The 18,896-nt window shown below is 69.6% G+C and carries 17 protein-coding genes and 1 pseudogene; 12 read left to right on the forward strand and 6 right to left on the reverse strand.

What is annotated here, in order from left to right:
- The first annotated feature begins 8 nt into the window (after nucleotides 1-8).
- The 5 genes from ACYVO6_RS43965 (at nucleotide 9) to ACYVO6_RS43985 (ending at nucleotide 6,485) form a co-directional block, all read left to right on the forward strand.
- Nucleotides 9-1,535, forward strand: a complete 1,527-nt coding sequence (locus ACYVO6_RS43965; protein ID WP_461071931.1) for a glycosyl hydrolase family 28 protein — start codon at nucleotides 9-11, stop codon at nucleotides 1,533-1,535.
- Nucleotides 1,536-1,649: 114 nt separating this feature from the next.
- Entirely contained in the window at nucleotides 1,650-1,871 is a 222-nt protein-coding gene (locus ACYVO6_RS43970) for a hypothetical protein (protein WP_461071658.1), read from the forward strand.
- 28 nt (nucleotides 1,872-1,899) lie between these two features.
- Nucleotides 1,900-2,154 (forward strand): hypothetical protein, encoded by a 255-nt coding sequence (locus tag ACYVO6_RS43975; protein WP_461071660.1) that lies wholly within the window; start codon nucleotides 1,900-1,902, stop codon nucleotides 2,152-2,154.
- Complete coding sequence (locus ACYVO6_RS43980) at nucleotides 2,072-4,051, forward strand: alpha-galactosidase (protein WP_461071662.1); 1,980 nt, start codon at nucleotides 2,072-2,074, stop codon at nucleotides 4,049-4,051. The genes ACYVO6_RS43975 and ACYVO6_RS43980 overlap by 83 nt, the downstream gene beginning before the upstream one ends.
- A 451-nt stretch (nucleotides 4,052-4,502) precedes the next feature.
- Nucleotides 4,503-6,485 carry a TerD family protein gene (locus ACYVO6_RS43985; protein ID WP_461071933.1) on the forward strand — a complete coding sequence of 661 codons (1,983 nt, stop codon included), beginning with the start codon at nucleotides 4,503-4,505 and terminating at the stop codon, nucleotides 6,483-6,485.
- 16 nt (nucleotides 6,486-6,501) lie between these two features.
- On the opposite strand, the gene ACYVO6_RS43990 is transcribed toward ACYVO6_RS43985, so the two are convergent.
- Nucleotides 6,502-6,825: a hypothetical protein gene (locus ACYVO6_RS43990; protein ID WP_461071941.1), complete on the reverse strand. Its 324-nt coding sequence runs from the start codon at nucleotides 6,823-6,825 to the stop codon at nucleotides 6,502-6,504.
- Between ACYVO6_RS43990 and ACYVO6_RS43995 the strand changes: the two are divergent.
- Nucleotides 6,706-7,145: pseudogene (locus ACYVO6_RS43995) on the forward strand (DUF559 domain-containing protein). The gene ACYVO6_RS43990 and the pseudogene ACYVO6_RS43995 sit on opposite strands and share 120 nt — an antisense overlap.
- Nucleotides 7,146-7,262: 117 nt before the next feature.
- Here the strand turns inward: ACYVO6_RS43995 and ACYVO6_RS44000 are convergent.
- On the reverse strand, nucleotides 7,263-8,552 hold the full coding sequence (locus tag ACYVO6_RS44000) for a cellulase-like family protein (RefSeq protein ID WP_461071664.1): 1,290 nt from the start codon (nucleotides 8,550-8,552) through the stop codon (nucleotides 7,263-7,265).
- Nucleotides 8,553-8,665: 113 nt separating this feature from the next.
- Here ACYVO6_RS44000 and ACYVO6_RS44005 point away from each other — a divergent pair, with 113 nt between their 5' ends.
- Nucleotides 8,666-10,708: a glycoside hydrolase family 2 protein gene (locus tag ACYVO6_RS44005; protein WP_461071666.1), complete on the forward strand. Its 2,043-nt coding sequence runs from the start codon at nucleotides 8,666-8,668 to the stop codon at nucleotides 10,706-10,708.
- Nucleotides 10,709-10,744: 36 nt separating this feature from the next.
- On the opposite strand, the gene ACYVO6_RS44010 is transcribed toward ACYVO6_RS44005, so the two are convergent.
- Genes ACYVO6_RS44010 through ACYVO6_RS44025 form a run of 4 tightly spaced genes read right to left on the reverse strand, consistent with a single transcriptional unit; the run spans nucleotide 10,745 to nucleotide 14,429 of the window.
- Entirely contained in the window at nucleotides 10,745-11,671 is a 927-nt protein-coding gene (locus tag ACYVO6_RS44010) for a carbohydrate ABC transporter permease (protein ID WP_461071668.1), read from the reverse strand.
- Between the two features lie 2 nt (nucleotides 11,672-11,673).
- Nucleotides 11,674-12,633: a carbohydrate ABC transporter permease gene (locus tag ACYVO6_RS44015; RefSeq protein WP_461071670.1), complete on the reverse strand. Its 960-nt coding sequence runs from the start codon at nucleotides 12,631-12,633 to the stop codon at nucleotides 11,674-11,676.
- Complete coding sequence (locus ACYVO6_RS44020; RefSeq protein ID WP_461071672.1) at nucleotides 12,633-13,982, reverse strand: ABC transporter substrate-binding protein; 1,350 nt, start codon at nucleotides 13,980-13,982, stop codon at nucleotides 12,633-12,635. Before ACYVO6_RS44020 ends, ACYVO6_RS44015 begins: the two co-directional genes overlap by 1 nt.
- 42 nt (nucleotides 13,983-14,024) lie before the next feature.
- The gene (locus tag ACYVO6_RS44025; protein ID WP_461071674.1) at nucleotides 14,025-14,429 is read right to left on the reverse strand and encodes a beta-galactosidase trimerization domain-containing protein; all 405 of its coding nucleotides are present in this window, start codon (nucleotides 14,427-14,429) and stop codon (nucleotides 14,025-14,027) included.
- Nucleotides 14,430-14,530: 101 nt separating this feature from the next.
- Here ACYVO6_RS44025 and ACYVO6_RS44030 point away from each other — a divergent pair, with 101 nt between their 5' ends.
- From ACYVO6_RS44030 to ACYVO6_RS44050, 5 genes are all read left to right on the forward strand, one after another.
- Entirely contained in the window at nucleotides 14,531-15,292 is a 762-nt protein-coding gene (locus ACYVO6_RS44030) for an SDR family NAD(P)-dependent oxidoreductase (protein WP_461071676.1), read from the forward strand.
- A gap of 67 nt (nucleotides 15,293-15,359) precedes the next feature.
- Entirely contained in the window at nucleotides 15,360-16,100 is a 741-nt protein-coding gene (locus tag ACYVO6_RS44035; protein WP_461071678.1) for a FadR/GntR family transcriptional regulator, read from the forward strand.
- A complete protein-coding gene (dgoD, locus tag ACYVO6_RS44040; RefSeq protein ID WP_461071680.1) occupies nucleotides 16,097-17,242 on the forward strand; it encodes a galactonate dehydratase in 1,146 nt (381 codons plus the stop codon). Before ACYVO6_RS44035 ends, dgoD begins: the two co-directional genes overlap by 4 nt.
- A gap of 47 nt (nucleotides 17,243-17,289) precedes the next feature.
- Entirely contained in the window at nucleotides 17,290-17,910 is a 621-nt protein-coding gene (locus tag ACYVO6_RS44045) for a bifunctional 4-hydroxy-2-oxoglutarate aldolase/2-dehydro-3-deoxy-phosphogluconate aldolase (RefSeq protein WP_461071682.1), read from the forward strand.
- Nucleotides 17,907-18,881, forward strand: coding sequence for a sugar kinase (locus ACYVO6_RS44050; protein ID WP_461071684.1), 975 nt, complete (start codon nucleotides 17,907-17,909; stop codon nucleotides 18,879-18,881). The genes ACYVO6_RS44045 and ACYVO6_RS44050 overlap by 4 nt, the downstream gene beginning before the upstream one ends.
- Nucleotides 18,882-18,896: the final 15 nt, after the last annotated feature.

Raw genomic sequence — 18,896 nt, forward strand, 5'->3', positions numbered from 1 at the left:
CCGACATGATCAACTCGTCCCTGTCCCGGCGCACCGCCCTGACCGTCACCGGTGCCGTCGCCGCTTCCGCCACCGGCCTTGTGGGCACTGCCCGTGGCGCCACCCCGGCCGCGGCGTCCGACATCACCGGCGACCGCGTCGTCATCCACCCGACCCTCCCGAGCGTCCCCCTCAACACCGCCTTCACCGTCAAGGTCCGCCCGGCCGGTGGCAGCTGGCAGAGGCTCGACGCCTACCTGGTCAAGCTGGACCTGATCGACCCCCTGACCGGCCGTCACCAGGCCCAGAACTCCTCGATGGCCGCCTTCGACTTCTCCGGCACCGTCGAGGTCGAGGTCACCTACACCAAGGGGGGCTTCGAGAAGGCCCGCATCCGCCCGGACTCGTACGGCATCAAGCCCGAGGTGCTGGGCAGCACCCTGCGCTTCACCCTCGACCAGCCCCGCAACCTCGTCGTCCAGCTCGACGACAAGATCTTCGACTGCCTGCACCTGCTCGCCAACCCCATCGAGCAGAACCCGCCCCAGCAGGGCGACAAGAAGGTCATGTACTTCGGGCCCGGCCTGCACACCCACCCCGACCGCACGCTGAAGGTGCCCAGCGGCACCACCGTCTATCTGGCCGCCGGTGCCGTCCTCACCTCCAACGTGATCTTCGAGGGAGTGGAGAACGCCCGGCTGACCGGCCATGGCGTCATCTACAACGCCACCGGCGGCGCGCTCTACATCCACGACTCCCAGAACGTCCACATCGACGGCATCACGGTACTCAACCCCCGGTACAACGCGGCCAACGTCGCCGAGTCGAAAAACGTCTCCATCAAGAGCCTGCGCTCCTTCACCCACCAGGGCTGGGGCGACGGCATCGACGTCTACTGCGCGGAGAACGTCACCATCGACGGCTGCTTCCTGCGCAGCTCCGACGACTGCATCGCCCTCTACACGCACCGCAACGATTACTACGGCGACACCCGCAACATCACGGTCAAGAACTGCTCCCTGTGGGCCGACGTGGCCCACCCGATCAACATAGGCATCCACGGCAACCCCGACCCCGAGAACTTCGAGGTGCTGGAGAACCTGAACTTCGAAAACATCGACATCCTCGACCACCGTGAGCCGCAGATGAACGCCCAGGGCTGCATCGCCATCAATCCCGGCGACGGCAACCTCGTCCGGGACGTCAGGTTCGACAACATCCGCGTCGAGGACATCCGCTGGGGCCAGCTCGTGCAGATGCGTGTCACCTACATGCCGAAGTGGAACACCGCACCCGGCCGCGGCATCGAGTCCGTCTACATCAAGGACCTCACCTACAACGGCAGGAATGCCGGACCCTCACTGCTGATCGGCCTCGACGCCGACCACCTCATCAAAGACGTCACCTTCGAGAACCTTCGTGTCAACGGCAGGGTGATCCGCGACAGCGGGGGCAAGCCGGCGTGGTACCTGGCCTCGGACGGCGTGCCCATGTTCGTCAACGAGCACGTGCAGAACCTGCGCTTCCTCACCACCGAGGAGGCCGCGGCCCTGTAACCGTCGGCGCCCGGCCCCGACGTCTTCCTCAGGGGACGCCGGGGCCGACCGCACCCCTTCGACACCGGCAACGAGCGGGTCGTCCGCGCCCACCAGTTCTCTCAAGGAGGACCAGTGACGCTCGCCCAGCATGCCCTCGTCGTCCGGGGCGGCTGGGACGGGCACGTGCCCGCCACCGACCGCTACGCCACCGCGCTCAAGGCGGACGGCTACGCGGTGACCGTCTCCGACACCCTCGACACAGCTGTCTCGACGCCGACCCGCTCGCGGCCACGGACCTGGTCTGGCATACCCGCGCACGCGAGCCGAGCGTTCGCCACGCCAACCACCCGCTGATACCGAAGGAATGAAGGAACGCCTGAACATGAGTGACACCCGCACCATCGTCTCCTGGGGCCACGAGGCCCTGAGCCTCGTCATCGACGCCGACCAGGACGACCGTCCACGGCTCCGCCACCTCGGCGCCCCCGGCACCGTGCCCAGGCCGGCCGGTTCGAGGGAGCCGCTACCGCTGGTCGAGGCCGTCGTGGGCGGCCATGGCCGGGAACCCGTCGAGCCGGCGCCTGGTCGACAGCGTCGGCGCGCGGCTGCGCTACCTCGGCCACGACGCCCTGCGTGACGGGGACTGGCACCAGCTGACCGTCCGCCTGCACGACCCCGAGACGGACCTCGCCGTCGACGTGGTCTACCGCTCGCCCGACGACATCCCGGTCCTGCGCAGCCAGGTGGAGCTGCGCAATGGGGGTAGCCGCCCGCTCTGCCTGGAGTCGGTCACTTCCCTCGTGCTGGGCGTGTTGACCACGGATCCCGCGCAGCTGGAGACCGCGGACCTGCTGTGGGCGGAGAACGAGTGGATGGGCGAGTACCGCTGGCAGCGGCGGCCGTTGCGCCAGGCCGTCCCGCACATCAACGGCCGCGTCCACATGGCCAACCGTAAGAGCGTGTTCACCAAGGCCGGGAAGGGTTCCTGGTCCAGCGCCGGTCACCTGCCGCTGGGCGCGCTGAGCGACCGCACGACGGGGCGGACCTGGCTGTGGCAGCTCGAGACCAACGGCGGCGGCTGGCTGTGGGAGTGCGGGGAGAGCGCGGATACGGGGTTCCTGTCCCTGTCCGGCCCCACCAACGTCCGGCACGGCTGGTCGCACCGGCTGGAGTCGGGGGCGGGCTTCACGACCGTTCCGGTGGCTCTCGCCCTCACCGAGACCGGCGGTATCGACGAGGCGTTCGCCGCGCTCACCCGCTACCGGCGGGCCATCCGCCGCCCGCACCCCGACCACCAGCATCTCCCCGTCATCTTCAACGACTACATGAACTGCCTGATGGGCGATCCCACCACCGCCCGCCTGCTGCCGCACATCGACACCGCCGCCGAGGCCGGCGCCGAGTACTTCGTCATCGATTCCGGCTGGTACGACGACGAGAACGGCGGCTGGTGGGACACCGTCGGCGCCTGGGAGCCCGCGCCCTCCCGCTTCCCCGGCGAACACGGCCTCCGCGAGGTGATGGACCGGATACGGGAGCGCGGCATGGTTCCGGGGCTGTGGCTGGAGCCCGAGGTGGTGGGCGTGCGCAGCCCGATCGCCACCGCCCTGCCCGACGAGGCGTTCTTCCGCCGCCACGGCGCCCGCGTCAATGCGAACGGCCGCTACCACCTCGACCTGCGCCACCCCGCCGCCCGCGACCACCTGGACCGGGCGGTGGACCGGCTCGTCAGCGATCTGGGCATCGGCTACTTCAAACTCGACTACAACGTGGACGCGGGTTCGGGCACCAGCAGCCACCCCGGTGAGTCCCCGGCGGACGGCCTGCTCGGCCACAACCGCGCTTTCCTCGACTGGCTGGATGGCGTCATGGACCGCCACCCGGGCCTCGTCCTGGAGAGCTGCGCCTCCGGCGGTCAGCGCTCCGATTACGCCCTTCTCTCGCGCGTCCAGCTGCACTCCACCAGCGACCAGCAGAACCTGGAGCTGTACGCCCCGATCGCGGCGGCGGCACCCACCGCGGTCACCCCGGAGCAGGGGGCGGTCTGGGCCTACCCGCAGCCCGAAGACTCCTTGGACGAGGTCGCCTTCACCATGGCCAGCTCCCTCCTCGGCCGCATCCACCTCTCGGGCCGCCTCCCCGAACTCGCCCCCGATGCCCTCGCCCTGGCGCACGAGGCGGTGGCCGTGCACAAGGCGATCCGCGGCGACCTGGCCACCGCCGTCCCCGCCTGGCCCCTGGGCCTCCCCGGCTGGTACGACCCGTGGATCGCCCTGGCCCTGCACAATGCCGCCACCGCCGATACCCCCGACACCGTCTACGTCACGGTCTGGCGGCGGCCCGGCGACGGCTCCGAGGAGTCGGCCGTCCTCCCGTTCCCGAGCCTTCGCGGCGCCCGGGTCGACGTCGATGTCCTGTACCCCTCCACCACCAAGGCACAAGCCGCCTGGGACCCGAAGGCCGCCACCCTCGACGTCTCCCTCCCGTCGGCCCCGTCGGCGGTGCTGCTGCGTCTCTCCGTCCGCCCGGAGTAGACGCTCCGACGCGTCATCATCGCCGAACGTTTCGGCCCGGAGCCTCCTACCAGCCACCCCCGAAGAAACCCGAACCGTCCTCGCCGCCTGGGCCGCCGGAACATGACCACTCAGAAGCGCGAAACACGAGGGGTTCGGGAGGAGGCCGCTGGGGAAAAAGGAACAGCTCCGCTGTCACCTCGCCGGGGGGCCCACCTCACAGTCGTATTCACCTGACCGCATCCGGGCCCTCGGCCATTACCAGTGCCTTTGACGACCGGTGTTTGCTGAGTCGCTGACGCCTGGCATGAAAACGCCGTTAATATCCAGGCATGTTCGGGTGGCCGGAGCCACTGCCTCCCGCGCAGTCAGCGAGAACTGCCCGGGTACAGGTCACCTTCCGTACGAAGTCCCCGCCCTTGGACGTTCCGCAATGCCACGAGGACTCCGAGGGGGGAGATCCATGCGAGAGATGATCAAGGGCGCGAACGTCAGCCTGCCCAGCCTGAGTCCGGACACAGGATCTGTGATCGTCAGTCTGAGTTGGACGAGCGCAGAGGGGGACGGAGACGCGGACGTCTCTGTGCTGCTGCTCGACGCCAACGGCAAAGTGCGCAGCGAAGAGGACTTCTTCTTCTACAACAACCAGGCCAGCCCAGACGGAACCGTGCAGCTGCTCGGGAAGACGCCGACGGACAGCGGCAGCGAGGACCGCATCAACCTCGATCTGGCAGCGATGCCCAGCGAGGTCGAGCGTATCGTCGTGGCGGCCAGCCGCTACGGGGGCGCTCGGTTCGGCGATCTGGACGCCCTGAGGGTGGCGCTGGCCGACAGCGCCGGCGAGAGCGTCATCGGGTTCTCCATCACGGACGCGACCGTGGAGAGCGCGTTCCTCTTCGGTGAGCTGTACCGGCGTAGTGACGAGTGGAAGTTCCGGGCCATCGGGCAGGGTTACGAGACCGGTCTGGCCGGGCTGGCGACTGACTTCGGCATCGACGTCGACGATGCCGAAGAGTCGGACGAGCAGGCGGCACCGGAAGCAACGCCGCACGTGCCGGAACCGCGGGCGACTGGCGACACGGCCCCGAATGCGGAAGCCGCTGTCCCCGTCCCGGTCGTGGCACCGGAGGCCACCGTTCCGGCACGACGACCGCGCACGGCCAAGAAAAAGGTGACCCTGCCCAAGGCCGCCAAGAAGTCCCTCGCCGAGAACGACGCCTGGCGGACGGCCCGGCTGTTCCCCGCTTCGTCGCTCAAGAGCGACCATGAACGCGAGGTCCGGGCGACCTCCATCCTTTTGTCGGTGATGGCCCAGGTGCCGGAGTTCGGGCGCCGCCTCACCGCCGCCTTCGGCGCTCCAGCCGGCCGGATGGAGACGTTCACGGAGGTCTCACTCCCCCACGGCGACACCCCGAAGCGCCCGGACGGCGTCCTCCGGGTCGAGCGCGCCGGCAAGCTGTGGACAGCCCTGGTCGAGGCGAAGACCAACGGCAACCCGCTCAAGGGGGAGCAGGTCCAGGATTACATGGACATCGCGGCCAAACGTGGCTACGAGGCCGTGATCACGCTGTCCAACGATGTCGCCTTGGAAGGGAGTCCGCTGGTCAGCGTCAAGATCGACGGCCGACGGAAGAACAAGGTCGCCCTGTGGCACCTGTCCTGGGCCGAGGTCACCTACCAAGCACAGATGCTCATCCGCCACGAAGGCGTCGGCAACGCCGCCCACGCGTGGGTCCTCCAGGAACTCCTGCACTACCTCCAGCACGAGAACTCCGGCTGCCACGGCTTCCAGAACATGGGCCCGGCCTGGGTTCCGGTGCGCAATGGCATCGATGCGGAGACCTTGTGCCAGGGCGACGAGCGTGCGGTGGAGGTCGTCGAGAGCTGGGAACGCCTCATCCGTCAGGTCTGCCTACGCCTCGGTGGCGAGGCCGGAGTAAAGGTGCTGCCCGTCCAGCGCACCAAGCGCGGCTCCGATCCGCAATCGCGCCGGGCCGCGCTCGCCGACGGCCTGTGCGAGGACGGCCGCCTGCACGCCGAGATCCGCATGGACAGCACGGTCGGCATCCTTGCGATCACTGCCGACCTGCGCACCAGCAAGCTGCGTACGTCCATTGACATCCCGGCCCCCGAGCAGGGGTATCCCCTCAGCTGGGCCAAGCGACTGGTGCGCCAGCTCGGTGAAGCCCCGGCCGACCTGCATGTCGAGACCCTCGTCGCGAGCCAGGGCAGCGGGCCCCGGGGCACCCTGGAGAAGCTGCGCCCCGAGCCGGGCGACCTTCTGCCGAAGGACGGCTCCCCGATCACCGGCTTCCGGCTCTCACTCCTCAAGGGCATGGGCAGCACGCGGGGCAACGCCGAGTCCGGCTTCATCCGCAGCGTCGATGACGCCGTGGACCGGTTCCACTCCAGCGTGATCGCTCATCTGGAACCGCGTCCGGCGCGCCGTGAGTAGCTTTCCGAGGAGACTTTCATAGCGGCACGAGATGCGGTGGGGGCTGCAGCCCCCACCGCATCTCGTGCCGCTCCCGACCGGTGAGAAGTACGAGATCCCCTATCTCGACTACCTCGACCGACTCGCCGAGGAGCAGGATGGCCTCGGCCTCGGCGAGGTGAGCCCGCACCAGCGGCATGAGGCGTTCGACAGCCTCTTCGAGCAGCGGGTCTTCCTCGCCTTGCGTAAGCGCGGCTACCGGGTACGTCCCCAGTACCCGGTGGGCCGGTACCGGATCGACCTGGTGGTCGAGGGAGGTACGAAGCGCCTTGCCGTCGAATGCGACGGCGACGCATTCCACAACGAGGAGAAGCGGACGCCGACGCCGCGCGCCAGCGTGAACTGGAGCGGGTCGGCTGGAGCTTCGTACGCATCCGTGGCAGCCGCTTCTTCCTCGACCCGGACCGTGCCCTGGAGCCACTGTGGCTCGAGCTCGACCGCCTGGGCATCGAGTCCACCCACAAGAAGCCAGCTGCCCCCGCCCCGGCTTCCGCCCCCGAGCGCCGTTCGCCCTCCGCACCGGCCGCGCCTCCACTGCGGCGGATGTGGAATGGGCCGCCCTCGGGAGCTGGTGCCCGTACGCCCGACTTCCCGCCCTCCCGGCCGATACCGCCTGCATGATGCCGTGCTGGGATTGTCGGCCACAGTGGAGCCGCCGCTCCTGGGCCTTCCCGGACCGCGTGTACGCCCTGACCGATCGCCTTGCCGCCTCGACTGCGGGCCGCCGTCGGGTCGCGTTCAGGCTGCGGTGATGCGGGAGTTGACCCGCCGCATCCAGTCCCGGTCGGTGTGCCACATGGGGTGGTGAGGGGCCGCGTTGGAGGTTGGGACGATGCCGTGGAAACCCGCTGCGAGGCAGCGGTCGACGACGAACTCCGCGATGTCCTTGCCGACGGTGTCCTCCTCGAAGCGTGTCAGGAGCGGGGTGTACCCGACCACACCTTCACCGAGGACGGCGGGGATGCCGCGACGACGGGCGAACTCGGCGACGGAGTCGACCCATTGGGCCAGTGTCTCCCGCATGGTCTGCCGGTGTGCCGGATAGTTCTCGTAGAGCCACAGGTCCCAGCGGTCGGGGTCCACCCAGTCGTGCGCGTAGAACAGTTCGCGCGGGATTCCGGTGGCGGCCAGCCGCCAGGGTTCGTCCGGCTGGTAGTCGGCGAAGGCGGGCGCGTCGGGGCGCAGCATGGCGGCCAGTTCGGGGGTGGGCCAGGTGGCCGTCCGGGGCGCTGCTTCGGTGCCGTGGCCGAGTCCCACCGCCTGGTAGAGCGCGCCGAGCACGCCGTAGACGTAGAAGTGGAAGTGCGCGATCTGGGCTCCGTCCGGCAGATCGTCGAGCTCGCCGGGCCACGGCTCGCCCAGCGAGTAGGTCACGGGGATGCCAGGGTGGCGGGTCCGCAGCAGCTTCACGGCGCGTTCGAGGGGCCCGCGCAGCCGGGCGTAGTGCGTGGCGGTGCCGTCGCCCGGTACGAGGGAGCAGTTGTCGACCTCGTTGTGTACTTCGACGTAGGCGACGCGGTCGGCCAGTCCGCGCTCGGTGAGGAAGTCCAGCAGTCCGGCGAGCGCGTCGGCCACCGCCTCGGCACGGTCCGGGCCGGGAACCGCGGCCAGGGCGCGGTGCCAGGCGTCGGTGTCGGCGAAGCTGGGGGACTGCTGGTACTCCCACGAGGACACGATCACCCGGCAGTCGTGCCGGGCGGCCGCCTCGAACAGCTCGACGAGCCGTCGGCGGCCGTCCAGCGGATAGCCGCCGCGCACGTTGTACCAGCGGGTGCGCTGCCCGAACTGCTCGCCCAAGCCCCGGACTTGGAGGGAATCCGGGGCATGGACACGTCCGGAGAACAGCAGGAAGGGCATGGCGCAGATGCGCACGGTGTTGAAGCCCCGCTCCACGGCCTCGGCGAAGGCGCGGTCGAGGTCGGCGAAGGGTTCGCCGGGGCCTGCCTGGGTGTACCAGCTGAAGTCCCACAAGGTGATGGCGAGTCGGCTCGTGGTCTCGCCCGTCGTCGATTGCTGCTGTGCGGTCATGAGGCCACGCTAGCTCAATTCATTATTTATGAATAATCCCTTGACGGAGATGGTGGGGCTGTCCAGGCTCTTGGGGCGAACGAACGCTTGCGTGCCTCGAGGAGTCCACCGTCATGAGCGAATCAACTCACCCGTCCCGGCGTACCGTCGTCACGGCACTCGGTGCGGCCGGCTTCGTCGCCCTGCCGGCCTGGCCGCAGACGGCGCGAGCGGCGGACGGCAGGGCCGCTGCGGACGGCCCGGTGCTCGACACCCATCCGGCCACCGAGCCTTCCGGCACCCATGTGCGCGAGGTCGGCGGCACCAACGTCGTCTTCCAGTACGGCGCGGTGCTCCCCGCCTTCGACGGCTGGCGCACTCGTGAGCCGACTCGCGAGTACCTGTCCCTGGACAGGAAGTGGCGCTTCCGCTTCGACCCCGGCAATCAGGGGCTCGGCGAAGGCTGGCAGTCCCCGCGCTTCGACGACCGGGCGTGGGGCCTCATCGACGTGCCGTCGGCCTGGGACCTGCTGGACACTCCCGGGTTCGGCTCGGAGACCGCCCCCTTCGGCAAGGGCACGGCGTTCGCCGACGGCTACGCCTGGTACCGCACCGTCGTCGACGTTCCAGGATCCTGGCGCGCCCGGCACGTGCGCATCGCTTTCCTGGCCGCCGGCTACAGCGCCGAGGTCTGGCTCGACGGCACGTATCTCGGCAAGCACGAGGGCGCCAACTCCCCCTTCGCACTGCCGGTTTCGGAGGCGCTCCGGCCGGGAGCACGCCAGACGATCGCGGTGCGAGTCTTCCGCCGGGCGAGCTACACCGACTACGCGGACCCGACTCCGCAGCCGGTCACCGACGACTACGAGGTGCCGTACAAGCCCGTCGACTACTGGCCCTACGCGGGCCTGACCCGGTCGGCCTGGATCGAGGCGGTCCCGCAGGTCACCATTGCCAAACTGCTCGTGGCCGGCGCGGACGGGCGTATCGAGGCACGAGCGGTCATCGAGAACCACGGCGCATCCGACTTCCACGGCTGGCTCACCCTGGATCCCGGCCGGGAGAGCGGCTGTCGGCCCACCGCGGTCGAGGCCCGGATCGCGGCCAGGTCGGCCGGTGTCGTAGGCGTCTCGGTCCGCGCACCCCGCGCTCCACGATGGAGTCCGGCCTCACCGCACACGCTCACCGCCCGCGCCACGCTGACCGCCGGAAAGCCCTCGGGCCCGCGGGTGGACACGCTGTCCACCGTGTACGGCGTGCGTGAACTGACCGTAGGCGACGCACAGTTGCGGCTGAACGACAAGCCGCTCTTCCTCAAGGGGCTCAACTGGCACGAGGAGACGGCCGCGCACGGCAGGGCGATGACACCGGTCGAGTACGACCGGGAGCTGGGCCACATCACGGCACTGGGCGCCAACTTCATCCGCAACTGCGTCTACAACCGCCACCCGTACGTCTACGACTGGGCGGACGAGCACGGCGTGATGGTGATGGACGACATCGACACCATGTGGCTCAATACCGCCCAGGAGAGGCTCCAGACCGAGCGCTACGGCCTTGCCCGGGCCATGGCCCTGACGATGGCGTGGAACCAGCACAACCACCCGTCGGTGATCCTCTGGGGGATGCAGAACGAGTCGGAGATCGACGCCGACGGCGCTCCGGTCTACCGGGCCTGGCTCGCCGACCTCAAGGCGGCCGTGAAGGCGGTCGACCTCACCGCCCGCCCGGTGACCTGGGCCTCCAACACCAGCAACGACCCCGCCTTCGACCTCGCCGACGTGATCGGGTTCAACGAGTACTTCGGCTACTTCTACGGCAAGGACGCCGACCTCGGCCCCACGCTGGACGCCGTGCACGCCAAGTACCCGGACAAGCCGATCCTGATCACCGAGAACGGCACCTGGTCCCTGGCCGGCAACCACGGCCCCGGCACCACGGAGGGTACGGAGGAGTGGCAGGCGGCCCGCTTCACCGCCCACTGGACGCAGGTGGTCGCGCGCAGCGAGTTCGTCGCGGGCTTCACCTACTGGGTCCTCAAGGACTACAAGCAGCGGGCCGGGTACAACCAGAACTACAACGGCATCTCCGTGATGGGCCTGCTCACCTTCGCGGAGGAGCGGCCCAAGCTCGTCTACGACGTGTTTCGGAAGGCGGCCGGTCCGAGGGGCAGGTGACCTTCGGGGCGGGAGTGGCGCCCCGCCCCTTCGGCTTCAGCCCTTGACGCTGCCCTGGGTCAGGCCGGATCGCCAGTAGCGCTGCAGGACGAGCATCGCGGCGGCCAGCGGGAGGATCGAGAGGAACGCTCCGCCGATCGTGAGCTGGTAGAGCTCGGGATTGCGGTCGGCCGCCGACTGCCAGGTCGTCAGGCCCAGGGTGATGGGGTACTTCCGATCGTCGGAGAGCATGACCAGTGGCAGGAAGTAGTTGTTCCAGATGCCGACGAACTGGAAGAGGAAGACGGTTACCAGCGCGGGCGTCATCGTGCGCAGGACGAGGGTGCCGAAGATCCGCCACTCGCCGGCGCCGTCGACCCGTGCCGCCTCCAGCATCTCGACGGGCACCGCGGCCTCGGCGTAGATGCGGCACAGATACACCCCGAACGGACTGACCATGCTGGGGATCAGCACGGCCCAGTAGGTGTTGGCGAGGTCCACCTTGCTGAACAGCAGGTACAAGGGGAGCGCGAGCGCGGTGCTGGGCAGCAGCACACCGGCCAGCACAACCTTGAAGACCGTCTCCCGACCACGGAAGCGGTACACGGCGAGGGCGTACCCGGCGGCGCACGCGAGCAGGGTTGCCAACGCGCCGCCGACACCCGCGTACAGGAGGCTGTTCCACGTCCAGTTCCAGAACACGCCGTCGTCGTAGGAGAAGACCTGCGACAGGTTGTGCAGCCACTGCGGGTCGGAGAACCACAGTCCGAAGCTTCCGAAGAGGTCGGCGCCGCTCTTGGTGGAGGCCACCAGCAGCCAGTAGACGGGCAGCAGGAAGTAGAGGGCCGCGACGGTCAGCAGTGCGACGAGCAGGATCCGCGAAGGCTTCACGCCGCGGCGCGGCCTGCCGTCACGGCGTTCTCCGGCGGCTCGTGGAGCGTGGGCGGAGGCGCCCGTCGGCTTCTTGACGGGGGGTGTGGACACGCTCACCGTGCATCCCTTCCCTTCCTGCGGTTCACCAGGCTGAGGAAGCCGAAGGACAGCACGCTCGCGACGAGGGCGAGGATCACCGACTCGGCCGCGGCGAGGTAGATGTTGTTGTTGGCGAAGGCCTCGTTGTAGGCGCTCAGGTTCGGTGTGTACGAACTGGTGACCGTCGAGGTCAGCGGCTTGATGACCAGCGGCTCGGCGAACAGTTGCAGGGTGCCGATGATGGAGAAGACACCGGTGAGCACGAGGGCGGGCCGGGCCAGGGGCAGCTTGATCCGGATCGCCGTCTGCCATGCACCGGCCCCGTCGATGCGCGCGGCCTCGTAGAGCTCCTGCGGGATCGCTTTGAGCTGGGCGACGATCACCAGCATGTTGTAGCCGGCGAACTCCCAGATCACGATGTTGGCGATCGACCACAGCACGCTGTCGTAGCCGAGGAAGTCGGGCGCGAGACCGGCCTTGCCGAGCAGGTCGACGACCGGGCTCACACCGGGCACGTACAGAAAGCCCCACAGGATCGAGGCGATGACGCCGGGGACGCCGTACGGCAGGAAGTAGGCGGCGCGCAGGATGCCCGCCCAGCGGTGGGAGAGCGTGTCGAGCGCCAGCGCCAGCGCGGTGGACAGCAGCAGCATCACCGGGATCTGCACGAGGCCGAAGAGCAGGACCCGCGCGAAGCTCTCCAGGAAGGCCGACTGCTGAAGGGCGAGGGTGTAGTTGTCCAGTCCGGCGAAGCCGACGGTGGCCGGACCCAGGCCCAGCGAACCGGAGCGGACCGGTTTGAGCAGGCTCTGGTAGACGGCATAGCCGAGCGGAATGACGAAGGTGAAGAGGAAGAGGGCGACGAAGGGGAGGACGAATCCCCAGGCCGCCCGGTCCGGGCGGGCGGACCGCCGTCGGCCGCCCGGTGTCGGCTTCTCCGTCCGGTTCTTCGTCCGGCTGATCGCGGTGCTCATCACGCGCTCCTCGCCTTGAGGCCCTTGGCCAGCAGGTTGTCCACGGTGCTCTTCTGGGCGTCGGCCAGCGACGAGGCGAGCGTGCCGTCTCCGGCTATGGCGGCGCCGAAGGAGTCCCCGAGCCGGAAGAAGTCGGCGTCCGTGGTGGGCGACCACTTCCAGGAGGTGTCGATGGCCCGGTCGGACGCGGTGAACACGTCGTTGTACCGCTGGCCGCCGAAGAACGGGTCGGGCTTGTCGAGTGCCGAGCCGCGGAAGATGCCGGTGGCGGCGGGCCAGCCGTAGCCGACCGAGATGTTCAGGTCTACGGCCTTGGGGTCGGTGTTGACCCAGTGCGCGAACTGCAGCGCCTCACGCGGGTGGCGAGTGCCCTGGAGGATGGCGGTGGACGATCCGCCCCAGTTGGCGGAGGCGTTCTCTCCCCGAGCCCACTGCGGCAGAGGAGCGACCCGCCACTTCCCCTTGGTGCCCGGTGCGTTGCTGCGCAGCATGGCATCGCCCCACTGCGGCCCGACCCAGGCGGAGATCTGTCCGGTCTGGATCTGCCTGAACCAGGCGCTGGACATGTCGGGCCCGACGAACACGAGGTCGTCGCGGACCATCCGCTCCCAGTAGTCGGCCACCTCACGCGAAAGGTCGCTGTTCATGTCGACGATCCAGTCGTCGCCTTCGGTCCGTATCCACCGCGCACCACGCTGCCAGCACATCGCGGCGAACCAGCTGGGCTGGTTGGGATTGAACGTGGACAGCCGGGCGCCGCCGCCGCGGGCCTTGACCACGCGGGCGGCCTGTTCGAACTCCGCCCAGGTGGCGGGTGTTTCGATGCCCCACTTCTTGAAGAGGTCCTGACGGTAGAAGAGGCCCATCGGGCCCGACGCCTGCGGGATGGTACGGACCCGCCCGTCGAAGACGCCCTGCTGCCACTGCCACGGCACATAGCTGTCGCGCAGCTCGTCGGCACCGTATTCGCTCAGGTCCGTCAGGCCGTTGACCAGCATGAAGCCGGGAAGCTCGTGGTACTCGACCTGCGCCAGGTCGGGAGGGTTCCCGGCCGTCAGCGAGGAGTGCATCTTCTGGTAGCCGCCCTGCACGTTCGCGGGGATGGTCTGCATCTCGACGTGGATGTCGGGGTGCGTCCGGTTCCAGAGGTCGACGGTCTTCTGCATCGGCACCCACGTCCAGAAGACGAGTCTGACCTTCTGACCGGGGCGAGTGGACTGCTGCCGGGTCGTGCGGGCGGCTCCGACGGTCTCGCCGCAGGCGGTGAGGGCCGGGAGCGCGGCCAGTGCCCCGGCCGCCCCGGCACCCCACCGGAGCACTGACCTCCGCGATGGTGGTGAGGTATTCATGTGTGTCCCTTGTATCCCTTTGTGTGCGGCTCGATCGGTTGTCTACGGCTCGATCAGTACGGCTACTCCGGCTGCCGGCAGCGCGAGGCGGCCGGCGGGAGTCGTCCCTCGGGTCAGGGCGTCGGTCATCGGCTCGGGGAGCCTGATCCCGGCCTCTTCCTGACCGCGGTTCAGCGAGAAGACGAACCGTCCGCCGTCGCCCTCGCGCACGGTCGCCTGGACGTGCTCGTCGACGATGCCGGAGAAGAACGACACCAGCGGATGGCCGCCACCGCGGACGAACTCGGTGAGACGTTCGGCGTCCTGGTCCTTCAACAGGTACAGGCTGGGCACGATGACGAGGCGGTAGCCGGACAGGTCGTGGTCGGGGGGTACGACGTCGCAGGCGATGCCGGCCGGGCGCAGGCGCCGCCGGGCGTCGATCGCTACCGCATCTGCCTGTTGCATGCCGGTCAGTCTCGGAGCGCCGTCGCCGCCAGTCAAGATATATTCATTATTAATTGAAACAGCTATCATAGGCGCAGGCAGCAGAAGGGGAGAGGCACGCGATGACGGAATGCCGCAGGATGGCGGGGCGCGTGGCGATGATCACCGGCGCCGCGCGCGGAATCGGCGCGGCCACAGCTCGCAGACTCGCGGCCGAAGGCGCGACGGTCGTGGTCACGGACGTGGATGACACTGCCGGCAAGACGGTCGCGGCAGGCATCGCGGACAGCGGAGGACGCGCGGAGTACGTACGCTGCGACGTGACCTCGGCCGCCGACTGGGAGAACCTGGCCCGCCACGTCCACGAGCGTCACGGGCGGCTGGACGTGCTGCACAGCAACGCCTTCGCCCAGCTGAACAAGCCTGCCCACGAACTGAGCGAGGCCGAGTGGGACGGCCAGATGGCCGTGCTGCTCAAGCCGGCCTGGCAGGCCATGAAGACCTTCGCGGCCATGTTGCGCGAGGCCTCGGGGTCCGTCGTCCTCACCTCCTCGGTGCACGCGGTCATCGGTCTGCCGGGCCATGCCGCCTACGCCGCCGCGAAGGGTGCACTGTGCGCGCTGGGGCGGCAGTTGGCCGTCGAGTACGGGCCGGACATCCGGGTCAACACGGTGCTGCCCGGACCCATCCTCACCGCCGCGTGGGACGGGATCCCGGAGCCCGACCGGGCGCGCAGCGTGGCGGCCACGGCGGCGAAGCGGTTCGGGCAGCCGGAGGAGGTGGCCGCCGCCGTAGCCTTCCTGGCATCGGCGGACGCCTCCTATGTGACCGGAGCGAGCCTCGTGGTCGATGGAGGATGGAGCGTCATGAAGGAGTCCTCGTGAGCGGCGCGCACCGCGCGGAGGGCCGTGCGCGGCCTCCGCGAACAGGACCAGAGCGGAAACGGAGAACGTGGTGACCCATCCCGGTAAGGGACTGCACGGCCAGGCCGTGGAGGAGCTGGGCCGACGCATCATCCGCGGCGACTACCCCCCGGGCTCCGTGGTGGACCCCATCAAGTTCGAGACAGAGCTCGGCGTCAGCAAGACCGTGGTCCGCGAGGCCATGCGGGTGCTGGCGTCCAAGGGCCTGCTCGAGTCGAAGCAGAAGCGCGGTACGACCATCCGGCCGCGTGCCGACTGGAACCTGCTCGACAGCGATCTGCTGCGCTGGCAGGGCAGCAGCGCTCCCACCGACGCCTTCATGGAAGACCTCGCCGAGGTCCGCGCGATAGTCGAGCCCGCCGGCGCCCGGCTCGCCGCGACCCGCCGCACCGCATCCGACCTGGACGCGATGCGGCAGGCGCTCGAGGCGATGGCGGCGGCGGGGACGGACGCGGACGCGATGGTCGAGGCGGACCTGGCCTTCCACCGCGCCCTGCTGGACGCCGCCCACAACGAACTGCTGAGCCGCATGGAGGTCGTCATCGAGGCCGGCCTGCGCGTCCGCGACCGGATCGTGCACGGCGCCCAGCACTTCTCCGACTCCATCCCCGTGCACCAGGAACTGCTACGAGCAGTCGAAGCGGGAGATCCGGACGCCGCCGTGACCGCCGTCGAGTCACTGCTGGCGCAGGCGTCCGACGACCTGGCGGCCGTACAGGCGGACCAGGTTGACGTCGCGACCGACCCGCTGCCGAAGGAAGCCCCTTGAAAATAACCGGACTTGAGACATTCCTGGTGGCCCCGCGCTGGCTGTTCCTGCGCGTCGCCACCGACGAGGGCATCACCGGCTGGGGCGAACCCGTCATCGAGGGCCGCGCCGAGACCGTGCGTGCCGCGGTCCACGAACTGGCCGACTACCTCGTCGGCCGGGACCCGCTGCGCATCGAGGACCACTGGCAGGTACTCACCAAGGGCGGCTTCTACCGTGGCGGCCCCATCCTCTCCAGCGCCGTCGCCGGTATCGACCAGGCACTGTGGGACATCGCCGGCAAAACCTACGGCGTCCCGGTGCACCGCCTCCTCGGCGGCCCGGTACGCGACCGCGTCCGGATGTACGCGTGGATCGGCGGAGACCGACCGAGCGACGTGGCCGAACTCGCCGAGGAGCAGGTGAAGGCGGGCTTCACCGCCGTGAAGATGAACGCCTCGGCCGAACTCGCGCCGATCGACACCCCGGCACGCACCGCCGAGGTCGTCGAGCGGGTCGCGGCCGTCCGCGAGGTGCTGGGTAACGAGCGGGACATCGCCGTCGACTTCCACGGCCGGGTCTCCACCGCGATGTCACGCCGCCTGCTGCCCCTGCTGGAACCGCTGCACCCGCTGTTCGTCGAGGAGCCTGTCCTGCCGGAGCACTCGGGCCACCTGCGCAGCCTGGTGGAGTCCACGAGCATTCCGCTCGCGACCGGCGAACGCCTCTACTCCCGCTGGGACTTCCGCGAGGTCATGACCAGCGGCATCGCCGTCGCCCAGCCCGACCTGTCGCACGCCGGCGGCATCTCCGAGGTCCGCCGCATCGCGGCCATGGCCGAGACGTACGACGTCGCCATGGCTCCCCACTGCCCGCTCGGCCCGATCGCCCTGGCCGCCAGCCTGCAGATCGCCTTCTCCGTACCGAACTTCCTCATCCAGGAACAGAGCATGGGCATCCACTACAACCAGCAGTGCGACCTGCTGGAGTACGTGATGGACCCCGAACCCTTCCGCTTCGAGGGCGGATACGCCGTCGCCTCCTCCCGCCCGGGTCTCGGCGTCGAGATCGACGAGAAGGCCGTACGCCACGCCGCCGAGACCGGACACCGCTGGCGCAACCCCGTATGGCGGGGAGCAGACGGAGCGTTCACCGAATGGTGAGTCACCGTCAGAGCCTCGAATCCCACGCCCAAGGAAAGCTTGCTCCCATGAACCTGGTGGAATCGCTCCGAGCCCACCGCCTGTTGGCGATCGTGCGCGGCAAGGACCCTGCCGCGGCACTGCGCACCGTACGCATCCTTGCCGAGGAGGGCATCGCGGCCATCGAGGTCTCGCTGACTACCGCCGACGCCCTGACCGTGATCAGGCAGGCGCGTACCGAACTGGGCCCCGACACACTCCTCGGCGCCGGAACCGTGCGCTCGGCCGCGGACGCCGCCCGCGCCGTGGACGCCGGTGCGTCATACCTCGTCACCCCGGCGCTGGTCGACGGGCTGGAGCCGTACGGCATACCTGTGCTGATGGGCGCCCTGACGCCGACCGAGATCGAACTCGCCCTCGCCCGGGGCGCCGCCGGCATCAAACTCTTCCCTGGCTCTCTCGGCGGACCCGGCTATCTGCGGGCCCTGCGCGACCCGTTCCCCGACGTGCCCTTCGTGCCGGTCGGCGGAGTGGACGCACAGGCCGCCCGCGACTACCTGGACCGGGGCGCCATCGCCGTCGGCGTCGGCTCACCACTCGTCGGGGACGCGGCCGACGGCGGCGACCTGGACCAACTCCGCGCCCGCGCGGCCGTGTTCCGCAGGGTGGCCGCAGGGGAGACGCCGTGACGACTCCGGTCGGCCAGGCCCCGCCCGACGTGGTGACCTTCGGCGAGACGATGGCGGCGCTCCGCGCCCACGGCGCGCTGCGACTGGGCGGCAGTCTCGGCCTGTCCGTGGCGGGAGCCGAGTCCAACGTCGCCATCGGCCTCGCCCGCCTCGGGCACCGGGTGCGCTGGGCCGGCCGGGTCGGTGCGGACGAACTCGGTGCTCTGGTACTGCGCACCCTGCGTGCCGAGGGCGTCGACACCTCCTACGCGGTCACCGACGACACCGGCCGGCCCACGGGACTGCTGCTGACCGAACCCCGCCTGGGCACGCTGACCCGGGTCAGCTACTACCGCGCCGGCTCGGCGGGTTCGGCCGTCTCCCCGGCGGACGTACTGCCCGCGCTCGACCCCGGATCCCGCATCCTGCATCTGACCGGCATCACACCGGCGCTCGGTCCGTCGGCGGCCGAGGCCGTCATGGCCGCCGTCATGGCTGCCCGCGAGGCCGGCATCACCGTATGCCTCGATGTCAACTACCGTTCGCGGCTGTGGACTTCCGACCGCGCCCGCACGGTCCTGCGACCGCTGCTGGCCCACACCGACCTGCTCATCGCATCCGAGGACGAGCTGCCGCTGGTGCTGGAGCGTCCGGGCGCAGACGAGTCCGAGGCCGTGCACGGTGTTCTGACTGCCGGCGTCAGAGAGGTGGTCGTCAAGCGTGGCGCACGCGGCGCGACGGCCTTCACCGCCGACGGGGCGACCGACTGCCCGGCGCGACAGATCGACGCGGTCGATCTGGTCGGCGCGGGTGACGCCTTCGTGGCCGGATACCTGTCCGGAATCCTGGGCGGCGCGGACCTCCCGGCCCGTCTGCACCGAGCCGTCACCACCGCGGCCTTCGCCGTCGCCACCCGGGGCGACTGGGAGGGCCTGCCGACGCAGGACGAACTCGGCCTGCTCGACCAGCCGGACGGCACGACGATTCGCTGACCCCAGGAGACCGAA

The organism is Streptomyces pseudoechinosporeus, assembly GCF_054783935.1.

Coding starts and splice junctions, on each gene's coding strand:
- ACYVO6_RS44000 (WP_461071664.1), bottom strand. CDS start 8,552: ATGACCGCACAGCAGCAATCGACGACGGGCGAGACCACGAGCCGACTC.
- ACYVO6_RS43980 (WP_461071662.1), top strand. CDS start 2,072: ATGGCCGGGAACCCGTCGAGCCGGCGCCTGGTCGACAGCGTCGGCGCG.
- ACYVO6_RS44005 (WP_461071666.1), top strand. CDS start 8,666: ATGAGCGAATCAACTCACCCGTCCCGGCGTACCGTCGTCACGGCACTC.
- ACYVO6_RS44015 (WP_461071670.1), bottom strand. CDS start 12,633: ATGAGCACCGCGATCAGCCGGACGAAGAACCGGACGGAGAAGCCGACA.
- ACYVO6_RS43975 (WP_461071660.1), top strand. CDS start 1,900: ATGAGTGACACCCGCACCATCGTCTCCTGGGGCCACGAGGCCCTGAGC.
- ACYVO6_RS43985 (WP_461071933.1), top strand. CDS start 4,503: ATGATCAAGGGCGCGAACGTCAGCCTGCCCAGCCTGAGTCCGGACACA.
- ACYVO6_RS44030 (WP_461071676.1), top strand. CDS start 14,531: ATGACGGAATGCCGCAGGATGGCGGGGCGCGTGGCGATGATCACCGGC.
- ACYVO6_RS44020 (WP_461071672.1), bottom strand. CDS start 13,982: ATGAATACCTCACCACCATCGCGGAGGTCAGTGCTCCGGTGGGGTGCC.
- ACYVO6_RS44045 (WP_461071682.1), top strand. CDS start 17,290: ATGAACCTGGTGGAATCGCTCCGAGCCCACCGCCTGTTGGCGATCGTG.
- ACYVO6_RS44025 (WP_461071674.1), bottom strand. CDS start 14,429: ATGCAACAGGCAGATGCGGTAGCGATCGACGCCCGGCGGCGCCTGCGC.